The following is a 20,503-nucleotide window of genomic DNA, read 5'->3' as shown; positions in this document are numbered from 1 at the left end:
CATTGCAGCCCGGGAAACTACAGTGCGCCCACTTCCTTGTAGTAGCGCTCGGCACCGGGGTGCAGGGCGATCGGCAGGTTCTTCGCGGCGTTTTCGAGGGAAATGTCCTTGGCTGCCGAATGGGAGGTGCCCAGGCGATTGAGGTTGTCGAACAGCAGCCTGGTCATTTGATAAGCCACTTCGTCCGGCACGTCCTCGCGAGTCACCAGGATGTTGGTGATGGCAACAGTGGGCACTGCGTCGGCCTGTCCGTCGTAGGTATTGGCGGGGATCTGGGCACTCTGGTAAGCCGGGTTGCCTATTTTTCCTACCACATCGACCGGAATCGACACGTAGTTCAACGCCATCGTCGACGCCAGGTCGCGAATGGCCGCCATGCCCAGGCCGGAGGATTGCAGCGTGGCATCCAACTGGCGGTTCTTGATCAGGTCCACCGACTCGGCGAAGGGCAGGTACTGCACCTTCATATCGTCGTACGTCAGGCCCGCGGCCTTGAAGATCGCCCGGGCATTGAGCTCGGTGCCGGATTTCGCCGCGCCGACCGAAACGGTCTTGCCCTTGAGATCGGCCAAGGTCTTGATGCCCGACTCCTGGCTGGCGACGATCTGGATGTAGTTGGGGTAGGCTCCGGCGATGGCCCGCAACTTGGTCAAGGGGGCCTTGAAGCCAGCGTCTTCCACGCCATTGCTGGCGTCCGCCACCGAATCGCCCAGGGCAAAGGCCAATTCCCCGCGTCCGGCTTGGAGCAGGTTCAGGTTCTCCACCGAAGCCTTGGTAGCCTGGACCGAAGTCTTGGAATCCTTGATGCCGCTGCTGTAGATCTGGGAGAGCCCGACCCCGATCGGGTAATAGACACCGCTGGTGCCCCCGGTCAGTATGTTGATGTACACCGGGGCTGCGTAGGCCGTGCTGGCCACCATCAAGGCTGCGGCGGTGGCCAGGGAGATGAAGTGCTTGTTGATTTGCATGGGGAGACTCTCCGTCTTGTTATGGCTTTATGCAGAGTCTTTCCACTGTAGTTGAAACGGGCCTGATGGCGAGTCGATAAAGCCCATGTGCCTGGTCAGGTCATACCGGAACCTGGCGCCGCACTGCTGCCGCGCACCGTCAACTCGAACGGCAGCAGCACATGCCGCTGTGGGATGGGCTTGTTCTCGATCAGGGCGATCAGCATGTCCACGGCCATCTGGCCGAAGGTTTCGGCCGGTTGGGAAATGGTGGTCAGGGGCGGATCGCAATACGCCGCGAAAGGGATGTCGTCGAACCCCACCAGAGAAATGTCCTCGGGCACCCGCAGGCCCGTCTGCTTGATGCGCTTGAGGGCGCCGATGGCCATCTCGTCGTTTTCGCAGAACAGCGCACTGGGGCGCTCGGCCAGTGCGAGCATCGCGCCGGCACCCTCGAATCCGGCCTTGAGGGTGAAGTCGCCATGGCAGATCAGCTCGGGGTCGATGGCGATGCCGGCGTCGTGCAAGGCGTCCTGGTAACCGGCCACGCGGTCGAGGGTCAACGGACTGCTGCGCGGCCCCTTGATGATGCCGATGCGGCGGTGGCCGAGCCCGAGCAAGTATTCGGTCATGGCCCGGGCGGCGCTGCGGTTGTCCAGGCTGATGGTGGGGTAGGAAGCGCCCTTGACCACTTCGCAGGCGTTGACCAGGGGCAGCGGGTCGGTGCCGGGGGGCAGTGATACGAAAGGGTCGCAGGCGCGCAGTTGTATGACCCCATCGGCCTGATGGGCGTAGACCAGCGCGGCAAAGGTCTGCTCGATGTCTTCCCGGCCCTGGGTGTCGCACAGCAGCAATCGGTAACCCGCCGCCTGCGCCGCCTGTTGGGCGCCGCTGATGACCCGGGCGAAAAAGGTATTGGCAATGGTCGGGACCAGGATCACCAGGTTACCGGTTCGCCGGGACCGAAACTGCACGGCCATCAGGTTCGGTCGATAGCCGGCCTGTTCCACCGCCGCGTTCACCTTGTCCCGCGTCTGGGGCAGCACCCGCTCCGGGGATTTCAGCGCTCTGGACACCGTGGCCACGGAAACGCCAGCCAGCCGGGCCACTTCACGAATATTGGACAAACGCACCTCGACGCAGCGCCAGGAAATAGGGGCACGGCTGCGCAGCTTACCGCAGGTTGGACGGCGCACAAACGTCCGGGGGGCGTCCCTCCTGGATTTGACACGGCACGAAACCGGGCCTAGATTCGGCCATGATGTAACCGGTTACATCCCATATCAATCCTGCATGAGAGCGTCGTGATGAACCCTGTGGCACCCAAAATAAGAATGGGCTTCGTGGGCGGTGGAGAGGGCGCTTTCATCGGCCAGGCCCATCGCCAGGCCGCCGGCCTGGACGGCGGCTTCGAACTGGTGTGCGGTGCGTTCAGCCGCGACCCCCATAACAACCGGCAGACCGGCGCGTCCCTGGGGCTGCCCGCCTCCCGTTGCTATCACGACTGGCAGCAAATGCTCGATGCCGAAGCGGTGCTGCCTCTGGATCAGCGCATGGAACTGCTGGTGATCGTCACCCCCAATCACCTCCATGCCCCCATTGCCAGCCAGGCACTGAAGGCCGGTTTCCATGTGTTCAGCGAAAAACCCGCCGGGCTGAACCTCAAGCAATTGCTGGCGCTCAAGGACGATCTGCGAGGCAGCCGCTGCCTCTACGGTCTGGCCCACACCTACCTGGGCTATCCCATGGTCTGGCAGGCCCGGGAAATGGTGCGCTCGGGTGTCATCGGCAGGGTGCGCAAAGTGTTCGTCGAGTATCCCCAGGGCTGGCTCAGCCAGGACCTCGCCGGGCAAGGCAACAAGCAGGCCGAGTGGCGCGACGACCCGGCCCGGTCCGGGCTGGGCGGTTGCATCGGGGACATAGGCACCCATGCGTTTTCCCTGGCGGAGTTCGTCGCGGACCAGCCGATCCAACATCTGTGCGCCGCGTTGGGCACCCATGTCCCAGGTCGGCAACTCGATGACGATGTCGCCATGTTGTTCCGGATGGAAGGCGGCGCCAGTGGCGTGTTGCTGGCCAGCCAGGTCTGCAGCGGTGAAGAGAATCCGCTGAAGATCCGCGTCTATGGCGACAAGGGCGCCCTGGAATGGCGCCAGGAAGAACCTTCGAGCCTGATTCATCGTGCCGTCGACCAACCCTTGCGCATCCTGCGCAGTGGTGTCGGCCAGCCTTGGCTGAGCGAAGCGGCGACGCGACGCATGCGTTTGCCGGCCGGGCACCCCGAGGGCTACCTGGAAGCCATGGCGAACCTCTATGGCGATTTCGCCCGGGCCATTCGCGAGCGGGTCGAAGGCCCCGACGTGCCTGGCGTACCCGGCATCGAGACCGGCCTGCGCACCATGGCATTCATCGAGGCCGCCATCATCAATCATCGCGGCGAGGCGAAGTGGACCGCGCTGGAAACCGGAGAATCGCTGTTGTGAAAACCACCGAAGAAACACCGATGGGCCTGCGCGGGCCGGCTATTTTCCTGGCCCAGTTCATGTCCGACGAGACACCGTTCGACTCGTTGGCGAACATCGCCCGGTGGGCCGCCTCGCAAGGCTACAAGGCCATCCAGTTGCCGACCCTGGGCACGCGCTACATCGACCTGGCCCGGGCCGCCGAGAGCCAGGATTATTGCGATGAGCTCAAGGCCACCTGCGCCCAGGCCGGGGTCGAAATCAGTGAGTTGTCGACGCACCTGCAGGGGCAACTGGTGGCGGTGCACCCGGCGTTCGACGCGCTGTTCGATGACTTCGCCCCGGCCCACCTGCGCGGCCAGCCCCAGGCGCGGACCGAGTGGGCCATCGAGCAACTGAAGCTAGCCGCCCGGGCCAGCCGGCGCCTGGGACTCAAGGCCCACGCGACCTTTTCCGGTGCGCTGCTGTGGCCCTATATGTACCCGTGGCCACAGCGCCCGTCCGGGCTGGTGGAACAAGGGTTCGCCGAGCTGGCCCGGCGCTGGTTGCCGATCCTCGATCGCTTCGACGAGGCCGGCGTGGACCTGTGCTACGAGATCCATCCCGGCGAAGACCTGCACGATGGCGCCTCCTTCGAACGCTTCCTGGAAGCGGTGGACCATCATCCTCGGGCAGCCATCCTCTACGACCCCAGCCACCTGTTGCTGCAGCAGATGGACTACCTGGGCTTCATCGACCGCTATCACGAACGCATCCGCATGTTCCACGTCAAGGACGCCGAGTTCCGCCCCGATGCTCGTTCCGGTGTCTACGGCGGCTATCAGGGCTGGGTCGATCGACCCGGCCGATTCCGCTCCCTGGGCGACGGACAGATCGACTTCGGATCGATCTTCAGCAAGTTGACCCAATACGATTTCAACGGCTGGGCGGTGCTGGAGTGGGAGTGCTGCCTGAAGGATTCGCAGCAGGGCGCCGCCGAAGGCGCGGCGTTCATCCAGCGGCACATGATCAGCAAGACCCGCAAGGCGTTCGACGATTTTGCCGGCGTTACGGCGGACGAAGAATCCAATCGGCGGCTGCTGGGCCTATTGAAATAGACCTGCACCCGTGTGGTGAGGGCGCTCACGCCCGCTGGAGCGCGAAGCGGTCCCAGGCCTGACACTTCGGCGTGTCAGGCTCATGGAGTCCATGGCCTCGGGCCCGCTTCGCAGCGCAGCGGGGATAGATCCCCTCGCCATCGGGAGCTTGCCTGGCTCCAGAGGGGTTATGAACTGGATAAACCCATGGCCTGGTTGCTTAACGGTCCTTTTACAAAAACAACAATCAGAACGGTGACGGTCATGACCACGATGAATGCACGCCTGAGCGTGATGATGTTTTTTCAGTTCTTTATCTGGGGAGGCTGGTTCGTCACCCTGGGGACCTTTCTCTCCAACACCCTCGGCGCCAGCGGCGGGCAGGTCGGCATGGCGTTCTCCACCCAGTCCTGGGGGGCGATCATCGCGCCGCTGGTGATCGGCCTGATCGCCGACCGTTATTTCAACGCCGAACGCATCCTCGCGGTGCTGCACCTGATCGGCGCGGTGCTGCTGTACCAGCTGTATGGCGCGGCGCAATTCGGCGAGTTCTATCCGTATGTGCTGGCGTACATGGTGGTCTACATGCCGACGCTGGCCCTGGTCAATTCCGTGGCGTTTCGCCAGATGCGCGACCCGGCGCTGGAGTTCTCGCGCATCCGGGTCTGGGGCACCCTGGGCTGGATCGTCGCGGGGGTGGTGATCAGCTTCGTGTTCGCCTGGGACTCGCGTGAGTCCATCGCCGCGGGCGGACTGCGCAATACTTTCCTGATGGCGGCCATTGCCTCGCTGGTCCTTGGGCTCTACAGCTTCACCCTACCGGCCACGGCGCCGCTGGAGGAGCAGGCCGGCGGTGGCGGCATCAAGCAACTGCTGGGACTGGACGCGCTGGGACTGTTGAAGGACCGCAGCTACCTGGTGTTCTTCATGGCCTCGATCCTGATCTGCATCCCCTTGGCGTTCTACTACCAGAACGCCAACCCGTTCCTGGCCGAAACCGGCATGGCCAACCCCACGGCGAAGATGGCCATCGGGCAGGTGTCCGAAGTGCTGTTCATGCTGCTGCTGCCACTGTTCATCCAGCGCTTCGGCATCAAGCTGGCGCTGTTGGTGGGGATGCTGGCGTGGGCGTTGCGCTATGTGTTGTTCGCCTACGGCAACAACGGGGACCTGGCATTCATGCTGTTCACCGGCATTGCGCTGCACGGCATCTGCTATGACTTCTTTTTCGTCTCGGGGCAGATCTACACCGACGCCAAGGCGCCCAAGCACCTGCGCAGTTCGGCCCAGGGGTTGATCACCCTGGCGACCTATGGGGTGGGGATGCTGATCGGCTTCTGGGTGGCGGGGCAGGTGACCGATCGCTTCGTCGTGGATGCAGGCCACGATTGGAACAGCATCTGGCTGTTCCCGGCCGGTTTCGCGTTGGTGGTGCTGGTGTTCTTCCTGCTGACCTTCAGTGGCCGGCAAGCGCTGGCGGCGACCTCGAAGGCATGAGGCCGGGCGGGACGTCGGTCATTTATGGCTGACGTCCAGCTTGGTGTAGGTCACTTTCCCGCCTTCGCTGGCGTTGCCGACGTTGTCCAGGGTGTAGACACCGGCCTTGAAGTAGAAGTCATAGGGATGCCAGGACGAGTCCAGCTTCACCTGCTTGCCGACGTTGTTGACCAGTACGGTGAGCTTGCCTTGCTTGTCCATCTGCAGCGAGTAGTTGAAGACTTTGTTCAGGGCCACGTTGGGTACGCTGAAGAGCACGGGGCTCTTCTTGTCCTTGGGTTTGACCCGGTACTCCACATCCACATTGCCCTTGCCCTTGGCGTAGCGGTACACCAGTTTCAAGAGCGGCGTAGGGGCATCCTTGGCGTGGATCTGCGCCACCACCACGCGACCTTCGGAAGGCACCTGGTTCACCGCCAGCGTGCCCTTGAGGGTATTGATGCCGCTGTTGTAGCGCCAGTTGCGCAGCTTGCCGTCCTTGCCGGTTTCCCGCAGCTCGGAGCGCGGGAATTCGCTCTTGCCGGTATGGGAACCGGTCACCGGCGCCCAGAACACGATGCGTTCGCCGCTGCGGTTGAAGTACTTGTTCTGCAGGCTCGGCATGGCCTTGGTGTGCACCACTTGCGCCGGGGTCTGCACGGGAAGGGTGATGTTCCAGACAGTCAGGTCAATCATGATCGGGTACTCCCATGGAGTCGGCCGTGGTCTCGGCCGTAATGGCAAATTTGCCTTCCATGGCACAGTGTCCATGTTATCGACCCAGGCCTGTTTCGCTGGAGAGGCACCTGACGGATGGCTCTGCACCGAGCCTTGCCGGCGTTTTCGCGGGTTGGCGTGACTGATGTCAAACTGAAGTCGATGGGGTAGAGTACGCGCCGCCCGAGAGATGGATCCCGGGCGTTATCCCATGGAGTAGTTGATGAAGCATTTCAGCAAAGTTGTCGCCGGCGCATTGTTGGGCCTGGTCCTGGCGGGTTGCACCGGTACCGCGATGAAGACCCAGCAGTACGACAGCAGCCAGTACACCGTTGTCGGTCACAGTGAAGCCAAGGCCACTGGCCTGCTGTTGTTCGGTTTCATCCCGATTCGCCAGAACAACCGCTTCGTGCGTGCCCAGGATGCGGCGATCAAGGCCAAGGGCGGCGACGCCATGATCAACACCCAAGTGCAGGAAAACTGGTTCTGGGCCTGGGTCCTGACCGGCTACACCACTTCGGTGTCCGGCGACGTGGTCAAGCTGAAGAACGTTCAGTAAAGACCCACGCTCGCAAGGTCAGAGCCCTGACCCGTGGCGAGGGAGCCAGCTCTCGCTCTCCCTCGCCACAAAGCGGATTACCTTCCTCCCACCACCATGTGACTGAAAGGCTCCACATACGCCTGCAGCGTCACCAGCCCGCCCACCAGGATCGCCAGCACCACCGAGTGGAAAAACACATACCGCAGGATTTCCCCTTCGTGGCCGTACCAGCGTGTGGCGGTTGAAGCGACCACGATCGACTGGGCGTCCACCATCTTGCCCATGACCCCGCCGGAACTGTTGGCAGCGGCCATCAGCACCGGGCTGATCCCCAGCTGTTCCGCCGTCACCCGCTGCAAGCCCCCGAACAGCACGTTGGACGCCGTGTCCGAACCGGTCAGCGCCACGCCGAGCCAGCCCAGCAAGGTGCCGAACATCGGGTAGAAAATGCCCGTGGCCGCAAAGGCCAGGCCCATGGTGGCGTCCAGCCCGGAATAACGGGTGAGGAATCCCAACGCCAGCATCGCCACGATGGTAATCAGCGAATAGCGCACCACCCACAGCGTTCGCAGGTATTGGCGCACCAGTTGCGGGATGGAATAGCCCATCAGCAGGCCGCCGAGAATGGCCGCCAGGAAGATGCCGCTGCCGGTGGCGGTGAACCAGTTGAACTTGTAGACCGCTTCTTCGGTTTTTGGCTGGGGCACCACCGGCGGGACTTTTTCGATCTGCTGGTGGATGGTGCCGAAGGTCAGCAGGGGCGAGAAGACCGGATTGGCTTCGCGCATCGGCTTGCCCTGGGGGTCGAGCCGGACCGACTGGGTCTGCGGATCGATGGCCGGGCGGGTATCGAACAGGTTCTTGAAACCCTGGGTGCCCCAGGCGAACACGAAGACCGTGAGGATGATCCATGGCATCCAGGCTCGCAGCACGGCGGGGCGGGTGTCGCTGGCGAAAGCGCCGCTGGCCGCCGGTTGCTGTTGCTCGCTGGCGTCGATCTTCGAGTCATCGTGCCGGCCCGACAGCGCCGCCGAGGTGTGCACCGTGGCCGGTTTCCAAACCTTGAGGAAACCGGTCAGGCACGCCATGGAAATCAACGCGGCAATCACATCCACCAGCATCGGCCCATGGTAGTTGGAGACCAGGAACTGCGGGATGGCGAAGCTGACGCCGGCCACCAGGATCGCCGGCCACACCTCAAGCATCTTGCGCCACCCGGCGAACGCCCAGATCAGCCAGAACGGCACGATCACCGAGAAAAACGGCAACTGCCGACCGACCATCATCGACAGCTCCATTTCATCCAGCCCGGTGACCTTGGCAAGGGTGATGATGGGCGTGCCCAGGGCGCCGAACGCCACCGGCGCGGTGTTGGCGATCAAGGCCAGCCCGGAGGCGGCCAATGGCGAAAAACCCAGCCCGATCAGGATCGCACCGGTCACCGCCACCGGCGTGCCGAAGCCCGCCGCGCCCTCGAAGAACGCCCCGAAACAGAAGGCGATCAGCAGCAGTTGCAGGCGTCGGTCATCGGTGATGCGGGCCAGGGAGTCCTGCAGCACCTTGAACGAGCCGTTTTCGGTGGTCAGTCGGTGCAGGAAGATGATGTTGAGCACGATCCAGCCGATGGGCAGCAGGCCGTTGGCGGCACCATAGAGCGCCGCTGAACCGGCCATGTCGGCCGGCATGCCGAAGGCGAAGATCGCGATGAGCAGCGCCGAGGCCAGGGCATACAATGCCGCCAGGTGCGCCTTGATATGAAAGAACGCCAGAGACGCCAGCATCACCACCACCGGAACCGCCGCCAGGATCGTCGACAGCACCGCATTACCGAAGGGATCGTAGACTTGTTGCCAAACCATGTTCCACCTCTGCTTTTTATTGTTGGAAGTGCAGGCCCCGGGGGGATTGGCACAAGAGTATAGGCGGGTATTGGCGGGGGGATTGGCGCGCGGGCGAGGGGCAGGCTCCAAGGGGAGGCCAGCGCCCTTGCCGCAAGTGGTGTGCTGGCCAGCGCAGGTCAGCGCTCACCTTCCTCCTGGCGAAGTCCGAGACTCAAGCCGTCGCAGCTTTGCGACCAGGCGACCAGCCAGTCGGGCATGGCCGGCGACTGTTCGGCCAGGCCCAGCTCGCGGACGAATTCAGTCGGCGCCAGGGTGCCTTTGGCTGAGCGGAACAGGCCTCGCATGATCACCACCCCGACCACACGTCCCCGGCTGATGAAACGGTGCTCCATGAAGGTCCATTTTTCGTCCCAGCCGAGCATGCGGGTGTGTACCTCGAACGCTTCGAACAACTTCAATTCCCGCCTGAATTTGCCCCACACATCCCCCACGATCGGCACCGCCCGGTTGCGCAACGCCACCCTGTAGGCGCCGCTGCGCAGCACGTAATCCATGCGTCCCACATCGGCCAGGGTGAAATAACGCCCGTTGGTGACGTGGCGATTGAGGTCCAGGTCCAGCGGCCACACGCGCATGCGCACCACCGTAGTACCCAAGGGCGCCGCGGGCTTGCGCCACGGGCGGCGGAACAGCATCAGCAACAGTCGGAACCAGAGATTCATAAGTACGCCGTGAACAAGGAAAACGGCGCACTTTAGCCTCCGCGCAGGGGGCGGGCTAGGTGCGTAACTGACGAATTGCGTGGGAAACGCGCATTTGAGATATGTTCGGGATATTTGCGGCGAGAGGGCGATGTTTCGCTCAATCCCCTCGCCACAAAGCGTTTTGCAGGTCCACGAACGTTCTTTGCCGCTCAGCCCTTGGCCGCCATCGCCGTCACTTCCACCCGCATTCCCTCGACCGCCAGCGAAGCCACGCCCACTGCCGCCCGGACCGGCCATGGCTTGGTGAAGAAGCGTTTGTAGACTTCGTTGAAAGCCGCGCGATCGGCCATGTCGGTGAGGTAGATGGTCAGGTGCAGCACGCGGTCCATGGAGCTGCCGGCACGCTCCAGCGCGGACTTGAGGGCCTGCAGCGTGCATTCGCTCTGCAGCGTGATGTCCCCCAGTTCAAGGCTGCCGTCGGCGCGGGTCGGGATCTGGGTGGACACCAGCAGGCCGCCGAAGCCGGCGACGTCGGACGAAATGGAATCCGCATCCGGGTCGGGAGTGAACGTGATGTCTGGGTGGGTCATGCGGCGCCTCATGAGTTAGGAAAAGACGCCGCAGTTTACCGCCCAATGCCGCCTCGTTCCCGGATTCCTTTATCCCGAGGACCAACCGTTCTGCCTGGGTCAAAGATTGCCCTGGACCTGGGCGGACATCGCCGGTTCAAGGTGCGGTTCCACGCCGTTCAGGCGCTCGGCCAATTGTTGCGCCTGCTCCCAGCCGAACTCCGGGTCCAACCAATCGAGCGCGTCTTCGGTGCCCAAGGCCAGTACGCACTGCTGTTGGCTGGCGATATCGCCATAGGTCACCAGGCTCAGGCCGTCACAGCCCAAGGGGGTTTCGCTGGCCTGGGCCAGGGCCGCAAGGAAAATCGGGGCCGAATGCCGGGACGTCGTGTACGTGAGGCGTTGTGCCTGGCTTGAGGAGGGGACCTGCGTCTCGTACCAGCCTTCCACGGGAACCAGTACGCGGCCTTCGCGCTTGATCGCGTCGAAGACCTTGGAACGCATCACCAGATGCAGCGGCAGATGCGTCAGGGGCGGCATCGTTCCCACTGACCAGATGGGTGACCAGCCCCAGCGAACCTTGATGGACTCCAAGTGACCGCCGCGACGACGAATGGCGCTGACCTGCATGTTCGGCTTGATCAGGCTGTGCCGCTCCGGTGGCCTGACGGGTGTCGTCCGAAACAGGTCCATGCGTGTCAGGTGCGTATCGATACGTTCGCCGGGAGTGTCTCGCTGGGCAAAATACGCCAGGGAGTCCTTTGAGCAAACGTGCTGAACAAAACCGTCACACATAGTGAAAACTCCCTGGAGTGAAGCGCAAAGGACCCTCGATGCGCCTGACGAGTCCCGATTGTCCAAGCGCGCCGTCATTGCTTTCAGTGGGGCCATGTAAGTCCGAGCCGTGGGCCGATGCTTGGTTCGAAAATCCTCGTGACGGGGAGACGAGCGGCGGTCCGTGCCTCCTGGGCCTGCCGCCGTCTCGGTGCGTAACGGCTTGCCCTGGCACGGGCAATGGAAAAATACTGGCAGGTCTCTGCCAACCACCGGGCTGCTCATGACTGACACACCAATTGAAATTTCCCAGCAAATCACCCGTGCTCTCCAGGTGCTGGCGGCTCATCTCGGCGATGGACTGCAAGCCGTCTACCTGTTCGGTTCCGCGGTGGACGGCGGGTTGCAGCCCGGCAGCGACATCGACCTGCTGGTGATCGTCCACCAGCCACTGCCGCAATCGCTGCGGCACGGGTTGATGAGTGATCTGCTATCGGTATCGGCCTGGCCGCCGACCGAGTCATTGCGGCCGCTGGAGGTGACGGTGGTCGCCCAAGCGGCGCTGGTGCCGTGGCGCTATCCGCCGGTGCGCGAGTTGCAGTTCGGCGAATGGCTGCGCGAGGACTTGCAGGCCGGGTATTTCGAACCGCCCATGGCCGATCACGACCTGGCGATCCTGCTGACCAAGGCCAGGCAGCACAGCGTCTGTCTGCTCGGGCCCGCGGCCACCGCGATCATCCAGCCGATACCCGAGGCCGACTTGCTGCGGGCGCTCTATGACACCACCACGCAATGGAATGAAGACGCCGATTGGCAGGATGAACAATGCAATGTGGTGCTGGCCCTGGCTCGCATCTGGCTGACCCTCGCCACGGGCCACATCGTTCCCAAGGACGGGGCAGCGACATGGCTGCTCGAGCGTTTGCCCTTGGCCCATCGGCCTGTACTTGAAACGGCCCGGGCGGTCTACCGGGGGCAGGCCCGGGATGACCTGGCCAGCCGACCCCGGCAGGTTGCGGCGTTCGTGTGTCACGCCCGGTCGGAGATCGACCGGCTCTATTCGCGGTCGCTCAGCGGCCCCGGTTCTGATTGATGAAATCCACGAACGCCCGCAACGGCGAGGGCAGGTAGCGGCGGCCGGGGTAGTAGAGAAACGGTCCGGTAAAGCCCTGCCACCAGGGTTCGAGCACCGGCTCCAGGGCGCCGCTGTCCAGGTAGGGGCGGAGCCAGTCTTCGAACAGATAGACGATGCCCAGCCCGTCCACCGCGGCCTGCACCGACAGGTCCACCGCACCGCCAATGCGAGTGATCAACGGGCCGCTCGGATCGACGCTGACGGTTTCGCCGTCACGCTCGTACTCCCACAACGGCATGGCGCCGCTGGGGAACTTGCCCCGCAGGCAGGCGTGTTCCAGCAAATCCCTTGGGTGCTCGGGACGCCCCCTGGCATCGAGGTATGCCGGCGAGGCGGCGGTTGCGAAGCGCTGCAAGCGTGGGCCAATGGGCAGGGCGATCATGTCCTGCTCCAGGCGCTCGTCGTAGCGAATGCCCGCATCACACCCGGCCGCCAGCATGTCGACGAAGCTTTCTTCGGTGATCACTTCCAGGCGAATGTCAGGGTAGCTCTTCAGAAACGGTGTGATGATGGACGGCAGCACCAGGCGTGCGGCACTGACCGGTACGTTCAGCCTGAGGGTGCCGGAAGGGCGGTCGCGAAAATCGTTGACCACATCCAGGGCGGACTCGACCTCGCCCAAGGCCGGCACGATGCGTTCCATCAAGCGGGCGCCGGCCTCGGTCGGCACCACGCTGCGGGTGGTGCGGTTGAGCAGGCGGACACCGAGCCGGCTTTCCATCCGGCGTACGGCATCGCTGAGGCTGGAAGCGGACTTGCCGCTGGCCCGCGAGCCTTCTCGAAATCCCCCTGCATTGACCACGGCCACGAAGGCCAGCAGGTCCTGAATATCCGTCGCCATTGTTCTCTCCACCGTACAGCCCGTGCGGATTGCACCTGATTATCAGTGGAGTGGTCAACGCCTATAGTCGGCTTCAGGCAATCAATCCAAGGGGTACGAGATGAGCAAGGCAGACAAGGCAGGTCATTTTTCGTTGGGAGACCGTACGGTCAACCGCATGGGCTACGGTGCCATGCAACTGGCGGGGCCTCACGTGTTCGGGCCGCCGAAGGATCCGGCGGCGGCCATCGCCGTGCTGCGCGAGGCGCTCGCATCAGGGGTCAACCATATCGATACCGCTGACTTCTATGGGCCCCACGTCACCAACCGGCTGATCCGTGAGGCGCTGCACCCTTACGCCGAGGACCTGGTGATCGTCACCAAGGTGGGTGCCGTTCGTGGCGCCGACGCTTCCTGGAATCCCGCCGCGAGCCCGGCCGAGTTGACCCAGGCCGTCCACGATAATCTGCGCAACCTGGGTGTGGACGTATTGGACGTGGTCAACCTGCGGGCCTGGGGCGACATGCAGTCGCCCACGGAGGCGTCCATCGAAGAATCGTTCACCGCACTGGCCGAACTGCAGCGTCAAGGCCTGATCCGTCACCTGGGGTTGAGCAACGTCACGGCAGCGCAGGTCAAGCAGGCCCAGGGCATTGCCAGGGTGGTCTGCGTGCAGAACCACTACAACCTGACCCATCGCGGTGACGAGTCACTCATTGCCGACCTGGGCCGGCAGGGTATCGCCTACGTGCCGTTCTTCCCGTTGGGCGGTTTCACACCGCTGCAATCGGGCACCCTTTCGGCCGTAGCGGCGCGCCTGGACGCGTCACCGCTGTGCGTGGCGCTGGCGTGGCTGCTGCAACGTGCGCCGAACATCCTGCTGATTCCCGGTACGTCGTCGGTGGCGCACCTGCAGGAGAACCTCTCGGCGAGCGAGCTGCAGATCCCGGCGCCATTGCTGGCCGAGCTGGATGCCCTGGGCGAGGGCTCGAATTGACCGTACAGAGCCTAGGCAGGCTGGAACTCCAGCGTCTGGCCATCTTCCGGCACATGCAGTCGCGCTCCGAGCCCGGCTGTCATGGCGGCGTCGCGCAGTGCCTTTCGCGTGGTGGGGCAGTGGCTGATCGCTTCGAGGTGATTGGCGAGCACGGCTGCACCCGATAAACGGGTGAACTCGATGGCTTCCTCGATTCCCATGATGATATCGCCGCCCAAATCGAAGCGTGCGCCGCCGGCCGGAATCACACTGACCTGCGGTTGATGGCGCAGGACGAACTCGCGCACGGTGGGGGTGAGCACGGTGTCGCCGGCGAGGTACACACTGGGTTCACCGGGCAGCTCGATCAGGTAGCCGACGCCGTGTTCCATCAGTTTGCCCACCAGGCCACGGCCGTGGGTGCATCTGACGGAGCGAAGAGTGCCGTCCAGGAAGGACACGGGCCGCTCGTGGTCCTCGGCCAGCGGCTGGACATTCAAGCCCCGTTTGGCGAGGTAGCCGGCATCGTGGGGCGTGCAGATGACCGGGATCCGTTTTTCCCTCAGCCAGCGTTTCGCCGTGCGGTCAAGATGATCGAAATGGCCTTTCTGGCAATGCGTGATGAGGCAGTGAGTGACGCGCTCCAGGTCTTTTTCGGCAGAGGCTGGAAGCTCCACCAGCGGATTGCGCTGGGTGGCACCGAACAGGCGAAGCGGCGGCAGGGTGCCTTTGCCGGCCAGCATCGGGTCGACAAGCACGCGATACGGACCGGACTCCAGGATGATCGTGGCGTTGCGGATCTGTTGGATTTTCATGAAGGTTTCCTGTTCAAGGCGAGCGCTTCATGGTGCCGATCCGGGGGGGCGGGCATAATGGCCGAGTCTGACATCATTGATTCATTTCATGCCATGCCCCAGCCAATCCGTGTCGGTCTACTCCTGTTCCCCGGCTGCATGCCTGCCGGCCTGTTCGCATTTGCCGATCTGCTGCACGCGGCCAACCGTCGCAGGGGCCGGGATCTGTTCGAGGCGACGTACGTCGCGCTGCAGGCCGGTCCGGTGGACTGTGCCCATGGCGTCAGCCTCCAGGCGCAGGCGGCCCTGGGCGAGACCGATCTGGACGCGGTCCTGGTTCCCGGCTTCTGGGCCGAATCGGCCGAACAGGTGAATGCGCTCGTTGCCGCCCAGGCCCTGCTGGTGAAGGCATTGTCCAAAGGTCCCCGGGACCGTCAGCTCTGGGCCTACTGCACCGGCGTCTGCCTGCTGGCTGCCTGCGGCCGTCTGGATGGGCAATGCGCGACGGTGACCTGGTGGCTGGCGCAGGCGATGCAAGCGCGGTATCGCAAGGTGCGTTGGCAAAACGAACGCATCTGCGTGTTCAACGAGCGCAACGCCACTGCGTCGGGGGTGAACGGCTATTTGCCCTTGGCCGAAAACCTGATCGAGAAAAGTCTCAGCCGTGATGCGCTGCGCGACATCACCCGGCTGATGGTGTTGCCGCGCCCGGCCGTCCCCCACGCGGCATTCCAGGGCATCGCGCTGATCCAGCAGCCCGACGGGTTGCTGCGGCGGTTGCATGGATTGGTGGAGCGAATGCCGGCGGAGCAGATCACGGTCAAGGCGCTGGCGGATCGGCTGGCCATGTCCGAGCGTACCCTGGCTCGCAAGGTCGGCAGCGAAACCGGCCAGACCGTCGCCGCCTACGCCCGTTGCATCAAGTTGAACCAGGTCGGCGAGCGCCTGGTAATGACGTCATTGCCTCTGGCCAGCATCGGCGCCGAACTGGGTTTCAGCAGCAGTTCCAACCTGCAACGGATGTTCAAGGCGCTGACCGGGCTGACGCCGATGGCGTACCGGCGTCAGTTCGCACGTGTGTGAGGAGGGCGGTCTAGCTGCGCGCCTCCTCCGTTTCGTTGCGATGATGTTCAGGCCAGCTGTCGACGGGGTGGGCTCGGTCTTCGTTGAACATCTCGGTGAGCAGGGCATTGGCGCGCCGGTAGGCGTCGTGGCGGAACTTGAGGTCGTCTTCCGGCTGGGCGACGATTTCCTCCAGCATCTGCAGGTTCAGGCGACGGAACTGATCCGCTCGCTCCCGCGCCTCGTAGGCGCCGACACCCATCTGCACCAGCGCCCGGCGACCCAGCGACAATGCGCTCTCGAAGGTTTCCCGCTCGGCCACCTCGACCCCCATCTGGCGCAGGGTGATCAGGTGCCCCATGTCCCGGGCCCGCACGATCAGTTTCAGCGCGGGGAAGTGCTCCTGGACCAGGCGGGTCAGCGTCAGGTTGTCCTGCAGATCGTCAATCGCGTTGATCAGCACAGTGGCCTGGGCCGCGCCGGCGGCGTGCAGCAAGTCCAGGCGCGTGGCGTCGCCGTAGAACACTTTCACGCCGAACTTGCGCAGGGTCTCGATGTTGTCGGGGTCGTGGTCCAGGACCACCACTTCCACGCCGCAAGACATCAGCAGGCGGCCGGCGATCTGCCCGAAACGGCCGAACCCGGCGATGATGATCCGTGGGTTCTGCTGATCCACCAGGTCGGTTTCCTGGCGGCCCTTTTTGCTCGCCGATTCCAGTCGATCCAGCAGCAGGATCAGCAACGGCGTCACGCACATGGACAGGGCCACTGCCAGGGTCAGACTCTTGCCCCACTGGTCGGTGAGGATACCCGCCAGCGTCGCGGCGCCGAACACCACGAAGGCAAACTCGCTGCCCTGGCCGAGCAAGACCGCCTGCCAGGAGCGTTGCCCGGCGGGGACATTCAGGAAGCGGCTGACAGCCTTGATCACCAGCAGCTTGATCAGGATGAAGCCCAGGGTCAAGGTGATGACTTTCAGCGGCGCGTCGATCAGCGTGCCGAAATCGATGGACATGCCCACGCCGATGAAAAACAGCCCCAGCAGCAGCCCCTTGAACGGTTCGATGTCGCTTTCCAGGGCATGGCGGTACTCGGAGCTGGCCAGCAACACCCCGGCGAGAAACGCCCCCATGGCCATGGACAGGCCGGCTTCCTCCAGGAGAAAGCCGAAGCCGAACACCAGGAACAGGGCCACGGCGCTGAAGATCTCCCGCAGGCCCGAGCGCGCGGCGAAGCGCAGCAACGGCCGCGTCACGTAGCGTCCCAGCAGGACAACGGCGCTGATGGCCGCGACGATCTTGACGATGGACAGCACCAGGGCGGTACCGGACGGTGTTTCGCCGTGGGCCGACAGCAACGGGATCATGGCCACCAGCGGAATGGCCGCGATGTCCTGGAACAGCAGCACCGCGAAGCTGCTGCGCCCGACGGCGGTGGCGGTCAGGTTGCGTTCGCTCATCGCCTGCATGGCGATGGCCGTTGACGACAGGCTCAGGGTCAGCCCCACCAGCAGCGCCGCCGTCCAGCCCAGGCCCAGGGCTGTGCAGAACGCTGCAATGGCGGCACCGCAGGCCAGCATCTGCAAGGCGCCGCCACCGAACACCATCCGTCGCAGCGCCCAGAGACGCTTGGGATCGAGTTCAAGGCCGATGATGAACAGCATCAGCACGACGCCGATCTCGGCGAATTCCAGGATCGCCTTCACGTCAGTGATCAGCTTCAGCCCCCACGGGCCGATTGCGCACCCGGCCAGCAGGTAGCCCAGCACGGGCCCCAGGCCCAACCGGACGGCAATCGGCACGATCAACGCCGCCGAGCCGAGGTAGATGAGCATCTCAATCAGGCTGTGGGTCTCCATATCAATCTTCCTTCCAGGCGGCCAGGCGGGCGGCGTAATGTTCGATTTGTGCGTGTTGCGCAGCGGATTCAGCGGCATAGGCGCCGTGCACCACCACCGGTTCCAGCCAGCGCATGTGGCAATAGAGGGCCGTTGCGTGAAGGGGCTGGGCCAGCACGGAAAAACCCGGATGGGCGCCGATCTGGAAATGCGCCTGGTCGCCACCGGTGGTGACCGCCCACAGCAGGCTCTTGCCCTTGAGGGCCGTGGTGCCCCGGCCATAGGCCCAGCCGTGGGTGAACACCTTGTCGATCCACAGTTTCAGCAGGGGCGGCATGCTGTACCAATACATCGGATGCTGGAGGACGACCAGTTGCGCCTGCTCGACCACACGCTGCTCGGCCTCGACGTCGATGGCAAAGTCCGGGTAGAGATCGTAGAGGGACCGCACGACTACGTCCGGATGACCGGACACCCGCTCGAGCATCTGCTGGTTGACCCGCGATTGGTCGGGGTAGGGGTGGGCATAAACGATCAGGATCATCGGCAATTCCAGGGCGGGTCCAGGCAAAAGGCCGGACATCCTACCGAGGAAGGCGACAGTTGTTTAGGCTTTAGTTCGTCGACCATTGCGGGGATGGTCAGGTCAAGGGCAACGAGACCTTGACCTCCAGGCCGCCATCGGGGCGATTGCCGAGGGTCAGCGTCCCGCCGTGTTCGAGCACCGTGGCCCGCGCCGCCGACAGTCCGAGCCCGACACCGCCGGTGTGCTTGTTGCGCGAGCCTTCGATCCGGAAGAACGGGGTGAAGACCTGCTCGAGGTATTCGGGGGCAATGCCGGGGCCTTGGTCCAGGATGCGGATGTCCACGCGGTTGGCATCGGCCTCCAGCGTGATGGTCGCTTCGCCGCCATATTTGATGGCGTTGTCCATCAGGTTGACCAGGGCGCGCTTGATGCCGATGGGCCGGCCCAGATAGACGAGGCGATGGGAGCCCTGGAAAGACACCTCGGCGCCCGCATCCTTCAAGTCGTCGACGATGGTGTGGAGCAACTCCGCCAGGTCGAACGCGGTGGCGTGTTCGAGCCGCGCGTCGTCGCGGAAGAATTCCAGGGCCGAATTGACCATCGCCTGCATCTCGTCCACATCCCTGAACAGCCGGGATTGCTGCTCGGGGTCTTCGATGAATTCCCCCCGCAGGCGCATGCGGGTCAGGGGCGCCCGCAGGTCATGGGAAATGGCCGCGAGCATCTGCGTGCGATCCTGCAGGTAGTGCTTGAGCTGGGCCTGCATGGCGTTGAAGGCACTGATCGCCTGGCGGATTTCATAGGGGCCGACCGCGGGGATGGGCGGCGCCTGGTGATCCACGCCAAAGCGCCTGGCGCCTTCGGCGAAGCGCTCCAGCGGGGTTGCCAGGTGCCGCGTGGCCACCAGCGCGACGACGAAGGTCGACAGCAGGATCAAGCCGATGATGATCAGATTGCGCTCCCATTCGTCCAGCCCCCAACTGCGCGAGGGGGCAGACAGCACCAGCCACGTCTGGTCGGCCAGCCCGATGATCACCGCGTAGCGTGCGGCCGGGTCATCGTTCGGCCAGTCGCCGGGTTGGTAGGCTTCCACGGGGGCATCCGGCCTGCCCAACTGCTGGCGCAGGAAGTCCAGCCCTGCGCTGAATTCCGGATCGTCGATCACCGGCAGCCGGGCCTCCTCACGGCGTTGCAACCATTGCACGTTGAAGCCGGCGTCGCTGGCCGCCCTGGCGATGTCGGGCCGTTGTGCAACGGGTGCCGTGTCAATGATGCGGGCCACGGCGGCGACTTTTTCGATCAGGCCGGTCTCCATCAGCGGCGGCCGCGCCCAGGCACCGGCGAGCATGCTGAACAATTCATTCAAGGCCAGCAGGGTCAGCATGGCGAGCAGGGTGGTCAGGGCGATCCAGCGGGCCACCGTGTCCCGTGGCCGGCGGGGGGCCGTGGGTGAAGGTCTCATCGTTTCAGCACCTGGGGGCTGAAGTAGTAGCCGCTGTTGCGTACGGTGCGGATCATGGACGCGCCGCCGATGTCGGTCTCCAGCTTGCGACGCAAGCGGCTGACCTGCACATCGATGCTGCGGTCGAAGGCGTCGAAGGTTTCGCCCCGGGCCAGGTCCAGCAATTGCTGGCGGCTCAGCACCCGGCGCGGGTGTTCGGCGAACACCAGCAACAGTTCGAACTCCCCCGTGGACAGCGGGATCATGACCTTGTCTGGCGAACGTAACTCGCGCCGGGCGACGTCCAGCTGCCATTTCTCGAATTCCAGGACCGGGCGCGACGCGTCGCCCGGCACGCCCCTGGCTTCGCCGGTGCGCCGCAGCACGGCACGTACCCGGGCCAGTAGCTCCCGGGCGTCGAAGGGCTTGGTCAGGTAGTCGTCCGCCCCCATCTCCAGGCCGACGACGCGGTCACTCAACTCGCCCATGGCGGTGAGCATGATGATGCCGACCCGGTGCTCGGCCCGCAGGCGCTGGCACAGTACCAGGCCGTTGTCCCCCGGCAGCATGACGTCGAGGATGATCAGCTCCGGCATCCTGCGTTCCACCGCCTGCCACAGGGCGATACCGTCGGCGGCCACTTCCACGCTGTAGCCGTGTTGTTCGAGGAATTTGCGCAAGAGGGCGAGGACTTCGAGATCATCGTCCACCAGTAGTAAATGGCTCACGGCGAGTACGCAGGGTGATGGATACAGGGGGCGATACTAGGGTCAATCCGTGGCCTGCGTCATATATTTCAATCCGG

General features: G+C 64.1%; 20 protein-coding genes. 7 read left to right on the top strand and 13 right to left on the bottom strand.

The features are described from left to right. Window positions 1-17 precede the first annotated feature (17 nt). Both BT179_RS07335 and BT179_RS07330 read right to left on the bottom strand, forming a co-directional pair. Window positions 18-968, bottom strand: coding sequence for a TAXI family TRAP transporter solute-binding subunit (locus tag BT179_RS07335; RefSeq protein ID WP_072430629.1), 951 nt, complete (start codon window positions 966-968; stop codon window positions 18-20). 95 nt (window positions 969-1,063) lie between these two features. Then, window positions 1,064-2,074 (bottom strand): LacI family DNA-binding transcriptional regulator, encoded by a 1,011-nt coding sequence (locus tag BT179_RS07330; protein ID WP_072430728.1) that lies wholly within the window; start codon window positions 2,072-2,074, stop codon window positions 1,064-1,066. 180 nt (window positions 2,075-2,254) lie between these two features. Between BT179_RS07330 and BT179_RS07325 the strand changes: the two genes are divergently transcribed. The 3 genes from BT179_RS07325 to BT179_RS07315 all read left to right on the top strand — a co-directional run bounded on the left by BT179_RS07325 (window position 2,255) and on the right by BT179_RS07315 (window position 5,982). Continuing rightward, the gene (locus BT179_RS07325; RefSeq protein ID WP_072430628.1) at window positions 2,255-3,430 is read left to right on the top strand and encodes a Gfo/Idh/MocA family protein; all 1,176 of its coding nucleotides are present in this window, start codon (window positions 2,255-2,257) and stop codon (window positions 3,428-3,430) included. A 20-nt stretch (window positions 3,431-3,450) separates the two neighbouring features. Next, the gene (locus BT179_RS07320; protein ID WP_072393082.1) at window positions 3,451-4,506 is read left to right on the top strand and encodes a sugar phosphate isomerase/epimerase family protein; all 1,056 of its coding nucleotides are present in this window, start codon (window positions 3,451-3,453) and stop codon (window positions 4,504-4,506) included. Between the two features lie 243 nt (window positions 4,507-4,749). Beyond that, a complete protein-coding gene (locus BT179_RS07315; RefSeq protein WP_072430627.1) occupies window positions 4,750-5,982 on the top strand; it encodes a nucleoside permease in 1,233 nt (410 codons plus the stop codon). 18 nt (window positions 5,983-6,000) lie between these two features. Here the strand turns inward: BT179_RS07315 and BT179_RS07310 are convergent, their stop codons facing one another. Then, on the bottom strand, window positions 6,001-6,657 hold the full coding sequence (locus tag BT179_RS07310) for a polysaccharide lyase family 7 protein (protein WP_072430626.1): 657 nt from the start codon (window positions 6,655-6,657) through the stop codon (window positions 6,001-6,003). 244 nt (window positions 6,658-6,901) lie between these two features. Between BT179_RS07310 and BT179_RS07305 the strand changes: the two genes are divergently transcribed. Next, window positions 6,902-7,237 (top strand): hypothetical protein, encoded by a 336-nt coding sequence (locus tag BT179_RS07305; protein WP_072392963.1) that lies wholly within the window; start codon window positions 6,902-6,904, stop codon window positions 7,235-7,237. Window positions 7,238-7,314: 77 nt separating this feature from the next. Here the strand turns inward: BT179_RS07305 and BT179_RS07300 are convergent, their stop codons facing one another. The 4 genes from BT179_RS07300 to BT179_RS07285 form a co-directional block, all read right to left on the bottom strand. Beyond that, window positions 7,315-9,078, bottom strand: a complete 1,764-nt coding sequence (locus BT179_RS07300) for an L-lactate permease (protein ID WP_072392966.1) — start codon at window positions 9,076-9,078, stop codon at window positions 7,315-7,317. A gap of 158 nt (window positions 9,079-9,236) precedes the next feature. Then, entirely contained in the window at window positions 9,237-9,782 is a 546-nt protein-coding gene (locus BT179_RS07295) for a thioesterase family protein (protein ID WP_072392969.1), read from the bottom strand. A 191-nt stretch (window positions 9,783-9,973) separates the two neighbouring features. Next, on the bottom strand, window positions 9,974-10,354 hold the full coding sequence (locus BT179_RS07290) for a RidA family protein (RefSeq protein ID WP_072430625.1): 381 nt from the start codon (window positions 10,352-10,354) through the stop codon (window positions 9,974-9,976). 99 nt (window positions 10,355-10,453) lie between these two features. After that, complete coding sequence (locus tag BT179_RS07285; RefSeq protein ID WP_072430624.1) at window positions 10,454-11,128, bottom strand: SOS response-associated peptidase family protein; 675 nt, start codon at window positions 11,126-11,128, stop codon at window positions 10,454-10,456. A 262-nt stretch (window positions 11,129-11,390) separates the two neighbouring features. Between BT179_RS07285 and BT179_RS07280 the strand changes: the two genes are divergently transcribed. Beyond that, entirely contained in the window at window positions 11,391-12,200 is an 810-nt protein-coding gene (locus tag BT179_RS07280) for an aminoglycoside adenylyltransferase family protein (RefSeq protein WP_072392979.1), read from the top strand. Here the strand turns inward: BT179_RS07280 and BT179_RS07275 are convergent. Next, window positions 12,178-13,083 (bottom strand): LysR family transcriptional regulator, encoded by a 906-nt coding sequence (locus tag BT179_RS07275; protein WP_072392982.1) that lies wholly within the window; start codon window positions 13,081-13,083, stop codon window positions 12,178-12,180. The genes BT179_RS07280 and BT179_RS07275 overlap by 23 nt on opposite strands. 100 nt (window positions 13,084-13,183) lie before the next feature. Between BT179_RS07275 and BT179_RS07270 the strand changes: the two genes are divergently transcribed. After that, window positions 13,184-14,059, top strand: a complete 876-nt coding sequence (locus BT179_RS07270) for an aldo/keto reductase family oxidoreductase (protein WP_072430623.1) — start codon at window positions 13,184-13,186, stop codon at window positions 14,057-14,059. A gap of 11 nt (window positions 14,060-14,070) precedes the next feature. Here BT179_RS07270 and BT179_RS07265 read toward each other — a convergent pair whose 3' ends face one another. Then, window positions 14,071-14,853 (bottom strand): MBL fold metallo-hydrolase, encoded by a 783-nt coding sequence (locus BT179_RS07265; protein ID WP_072392987.1) that lies wholly within the window; start codon window positions 14,851-14,853, stop codon window positions 14,071-14,073. A gap of 93 nt (window positions 14,854-14,946) precedes the next feature. Here BT179_RS07265 and BT179_RS07260 point away from each other — a divergent pair, with 93 nt between their 5' ends. Then, entirely contained in the window at window positions 14,947-15,915 is a 969-nt protein-coding gene (locus BT179_RS07260; protein ID WP_083568877.1) for a GlxA family transcriptional regulator, read from the top strand. 10 nt (window positions 15,916-15,925) lie between these two features. On the opposite strand, the gene kefC is transcribed toward BT179_RS07260, so the two are convergent. The 4 genes from kefC to BT179_RS07240 form a co-directional block, all read right to left on the bottom strand. Continuing rightward, window positions 15,926-17,752, bottom strand: coding sequence for a glutathione-regulated potassium-efflux system protein KefC (gene kefC / locus BT179_RS07255; protein ID WP_072430622.1), 1,827 nt, complete (start codon window positions 17,750-17,752; stop codon window positions 15,926-15,928). Window position 17,753: 1 nt separating this feature from the next. Further along, on the bottom strand, window positions 17,754-18,275 hold the full coding sequence (gene kefF / locus BT179_RS07250; RefSeq protein ID WP_072430621.1) for a glutathione-regulated potassium-efflux system oxidoreductase KefF: 522 nt from the start codon (window positions 18,273-18,275) through the stop codon (window positions 17,754-17,756). Window positions 18,276-18,372: 97 nt separating this feature from the next. Then, on the bottom strand, window positions 18,373-19,719 hold the full coding sequence (locus BT179_RS07245; RefSeq protein ID WP_072392995.1) for a sensor histidine kinase: 1,347 nt from the start codon (window positions 19,717-19,719) through the stop codon (window positions 18,373-18,375). Continuing rightward, window positions 19,716-20,426, bottom strand: a complete 711-nt coding sequence (locus tag BT179_RS07240) for a response regulator (RefSeq protein WP_072392998.1) — start codon at window positions 20,424-20,426, stop codon at window positions 19,716-19,718. The genes BT179_RS07245 and BT179_RS07240 overlap by 4 nt, the downstream gene beginning before the upstream one ends. Window positions 20,427-20,503: the final 77 nt, after the last annotated feature.

The sequence above is a fragment of the Pseudomonas sp. NFACC43 genome (assembly GCF_900119645.1).
GTDB lineage: Bacteria > Pseudomonadota > Gammaproteobacteria > Pseudomonadales > Pseudomonadaceae > Aquipseudomonas.
This window is presented reverse-complemented; position numbering and strand designations above follow the sequence as displayed.

Bases quoted from the DNA above. Each gene is read 5' to 3' on its own strand.
- BT179_RS07275 (WP_072392982.1), bottom strand. From the start codon at position 13,083: ATGGCGACGGATATTCAGGACCTGCTGGCCTTCGTGGCCGTGGTCAAT.
- BT179_RS07280 (WP_072392979.1), top strand. From the start codon at position 11,391: ATGACTGACACACCAATTGAAATTTCCCAGCAAATCACCCGTGCTCTC.
- BT179_RS07290 (WP_072430625.1), bottom strand. From the start codon at position 10,354: ATGACCCACCCAGACATCACGTTCACTCCCGACCCGGATGCGGATTCC.
- BT179_RS07245 (WP_072392995.1), bottom strand. From the start codon at position 19,719: ATGAGACCTTCACCCACGGCCCCCCGCCGGCCACGGGACACGGTGGCC.
- BT179_RS07335 (WP_072430629.1), bottom strand. From the start codon at position 968: ATGCAAATCAACAAGCACTTCATCTCCCTGGCCACCGCCGCAGCCTTG.
- kefF (WP_072430621.1), bottom strand. From the start codon at position 18,275: ATGATCCTGATCGTTTATGCCCACCCCTACCCCGACCAATCGCGGGTC.
- BT179_RS07325 (WP_072430628.1), top strand. From the start codon at position 2,255: ATGAACCCTGTGGCACCCAAAATAAGAATGGGCTTCGTGGGCGGTGGA.
- BT179_RS07300 (WP_072392966.1), bottom strand. From the start codon at position 9,078: ATGGTTTGGCAACAAGTCTACGATCCCTTCGGTAATGCGGTGCTGTCG.
- BT179_RS07260 (WP_083568877.1), top strand. From the start codon at position 14,947: ATGCCCCAGCCAATCCGTGTCGGTCTACTCCTGTTCCCCGGCTGCATG.
- BT179_RS07315 (WP_072430627.1), top strand. From the start codon at position 4,750: ATGACCACGATGAATGCACGCCTGAGCGTGATGATGTTTTTTCAGTTC.
- BT179_RS07310 (WP_072430626.1), bottom strand. From the start codon at position 6,657: ATGATTGACCTGACTGTCTGGAACATCACCCTTCCCGTGCAGACCCCG.
- BT179_RS07270 (WP_072430623.1), top strand. From the start codon at position 13,184: ATGAGCAAGGCAGACAAGGCAGGTCATTTTTCGTTGGGAGACCGTACG.
- BT179_RS07305 (WP_072392963.1), top strand. From the start codon at position 6,902: ATGAAGCATTTCAGCAAAGTTGTCGCCGGCGCATTGTTGGGCCTGGTC.
- BT179_RS07295 (WP_072392969.1), bottom strand. From the start codon at position 9,782: ATGAATCTCTGGTTCCGACTGTTGCTGATGCTGTTCCGCCGCCCGTGG.
- kefC (WP_072430622.1), bottom strand. From the start codon at position 17,752: ATGGAGACCCACAGCCTGATTGAGATGCTCATCTACCTCGGCTCGGCG.
- BT179_RS07285 (WP_072430624.1), bottom strand. From the start codon at position 11,128: ATGTGTGACGGTTTTGTTCAGCACGTTTGCTCAAAGGACTCCCTGGCG.
- BT179_RS07320 (WP_072393082.1), top strand. From the start codon at position 3,451: ATGGGCCTGCGCGGGCCGGCTATTTTCCTGGCCCAGTTCATGTCCGAC.
- BT179_RS07265 (WP_072392987.1), bottom strand. From the start codon at position 14,853: ATGAAAATCCAACAGATCCGCAACGCCACGATCATCCTGGAGTCCGGT.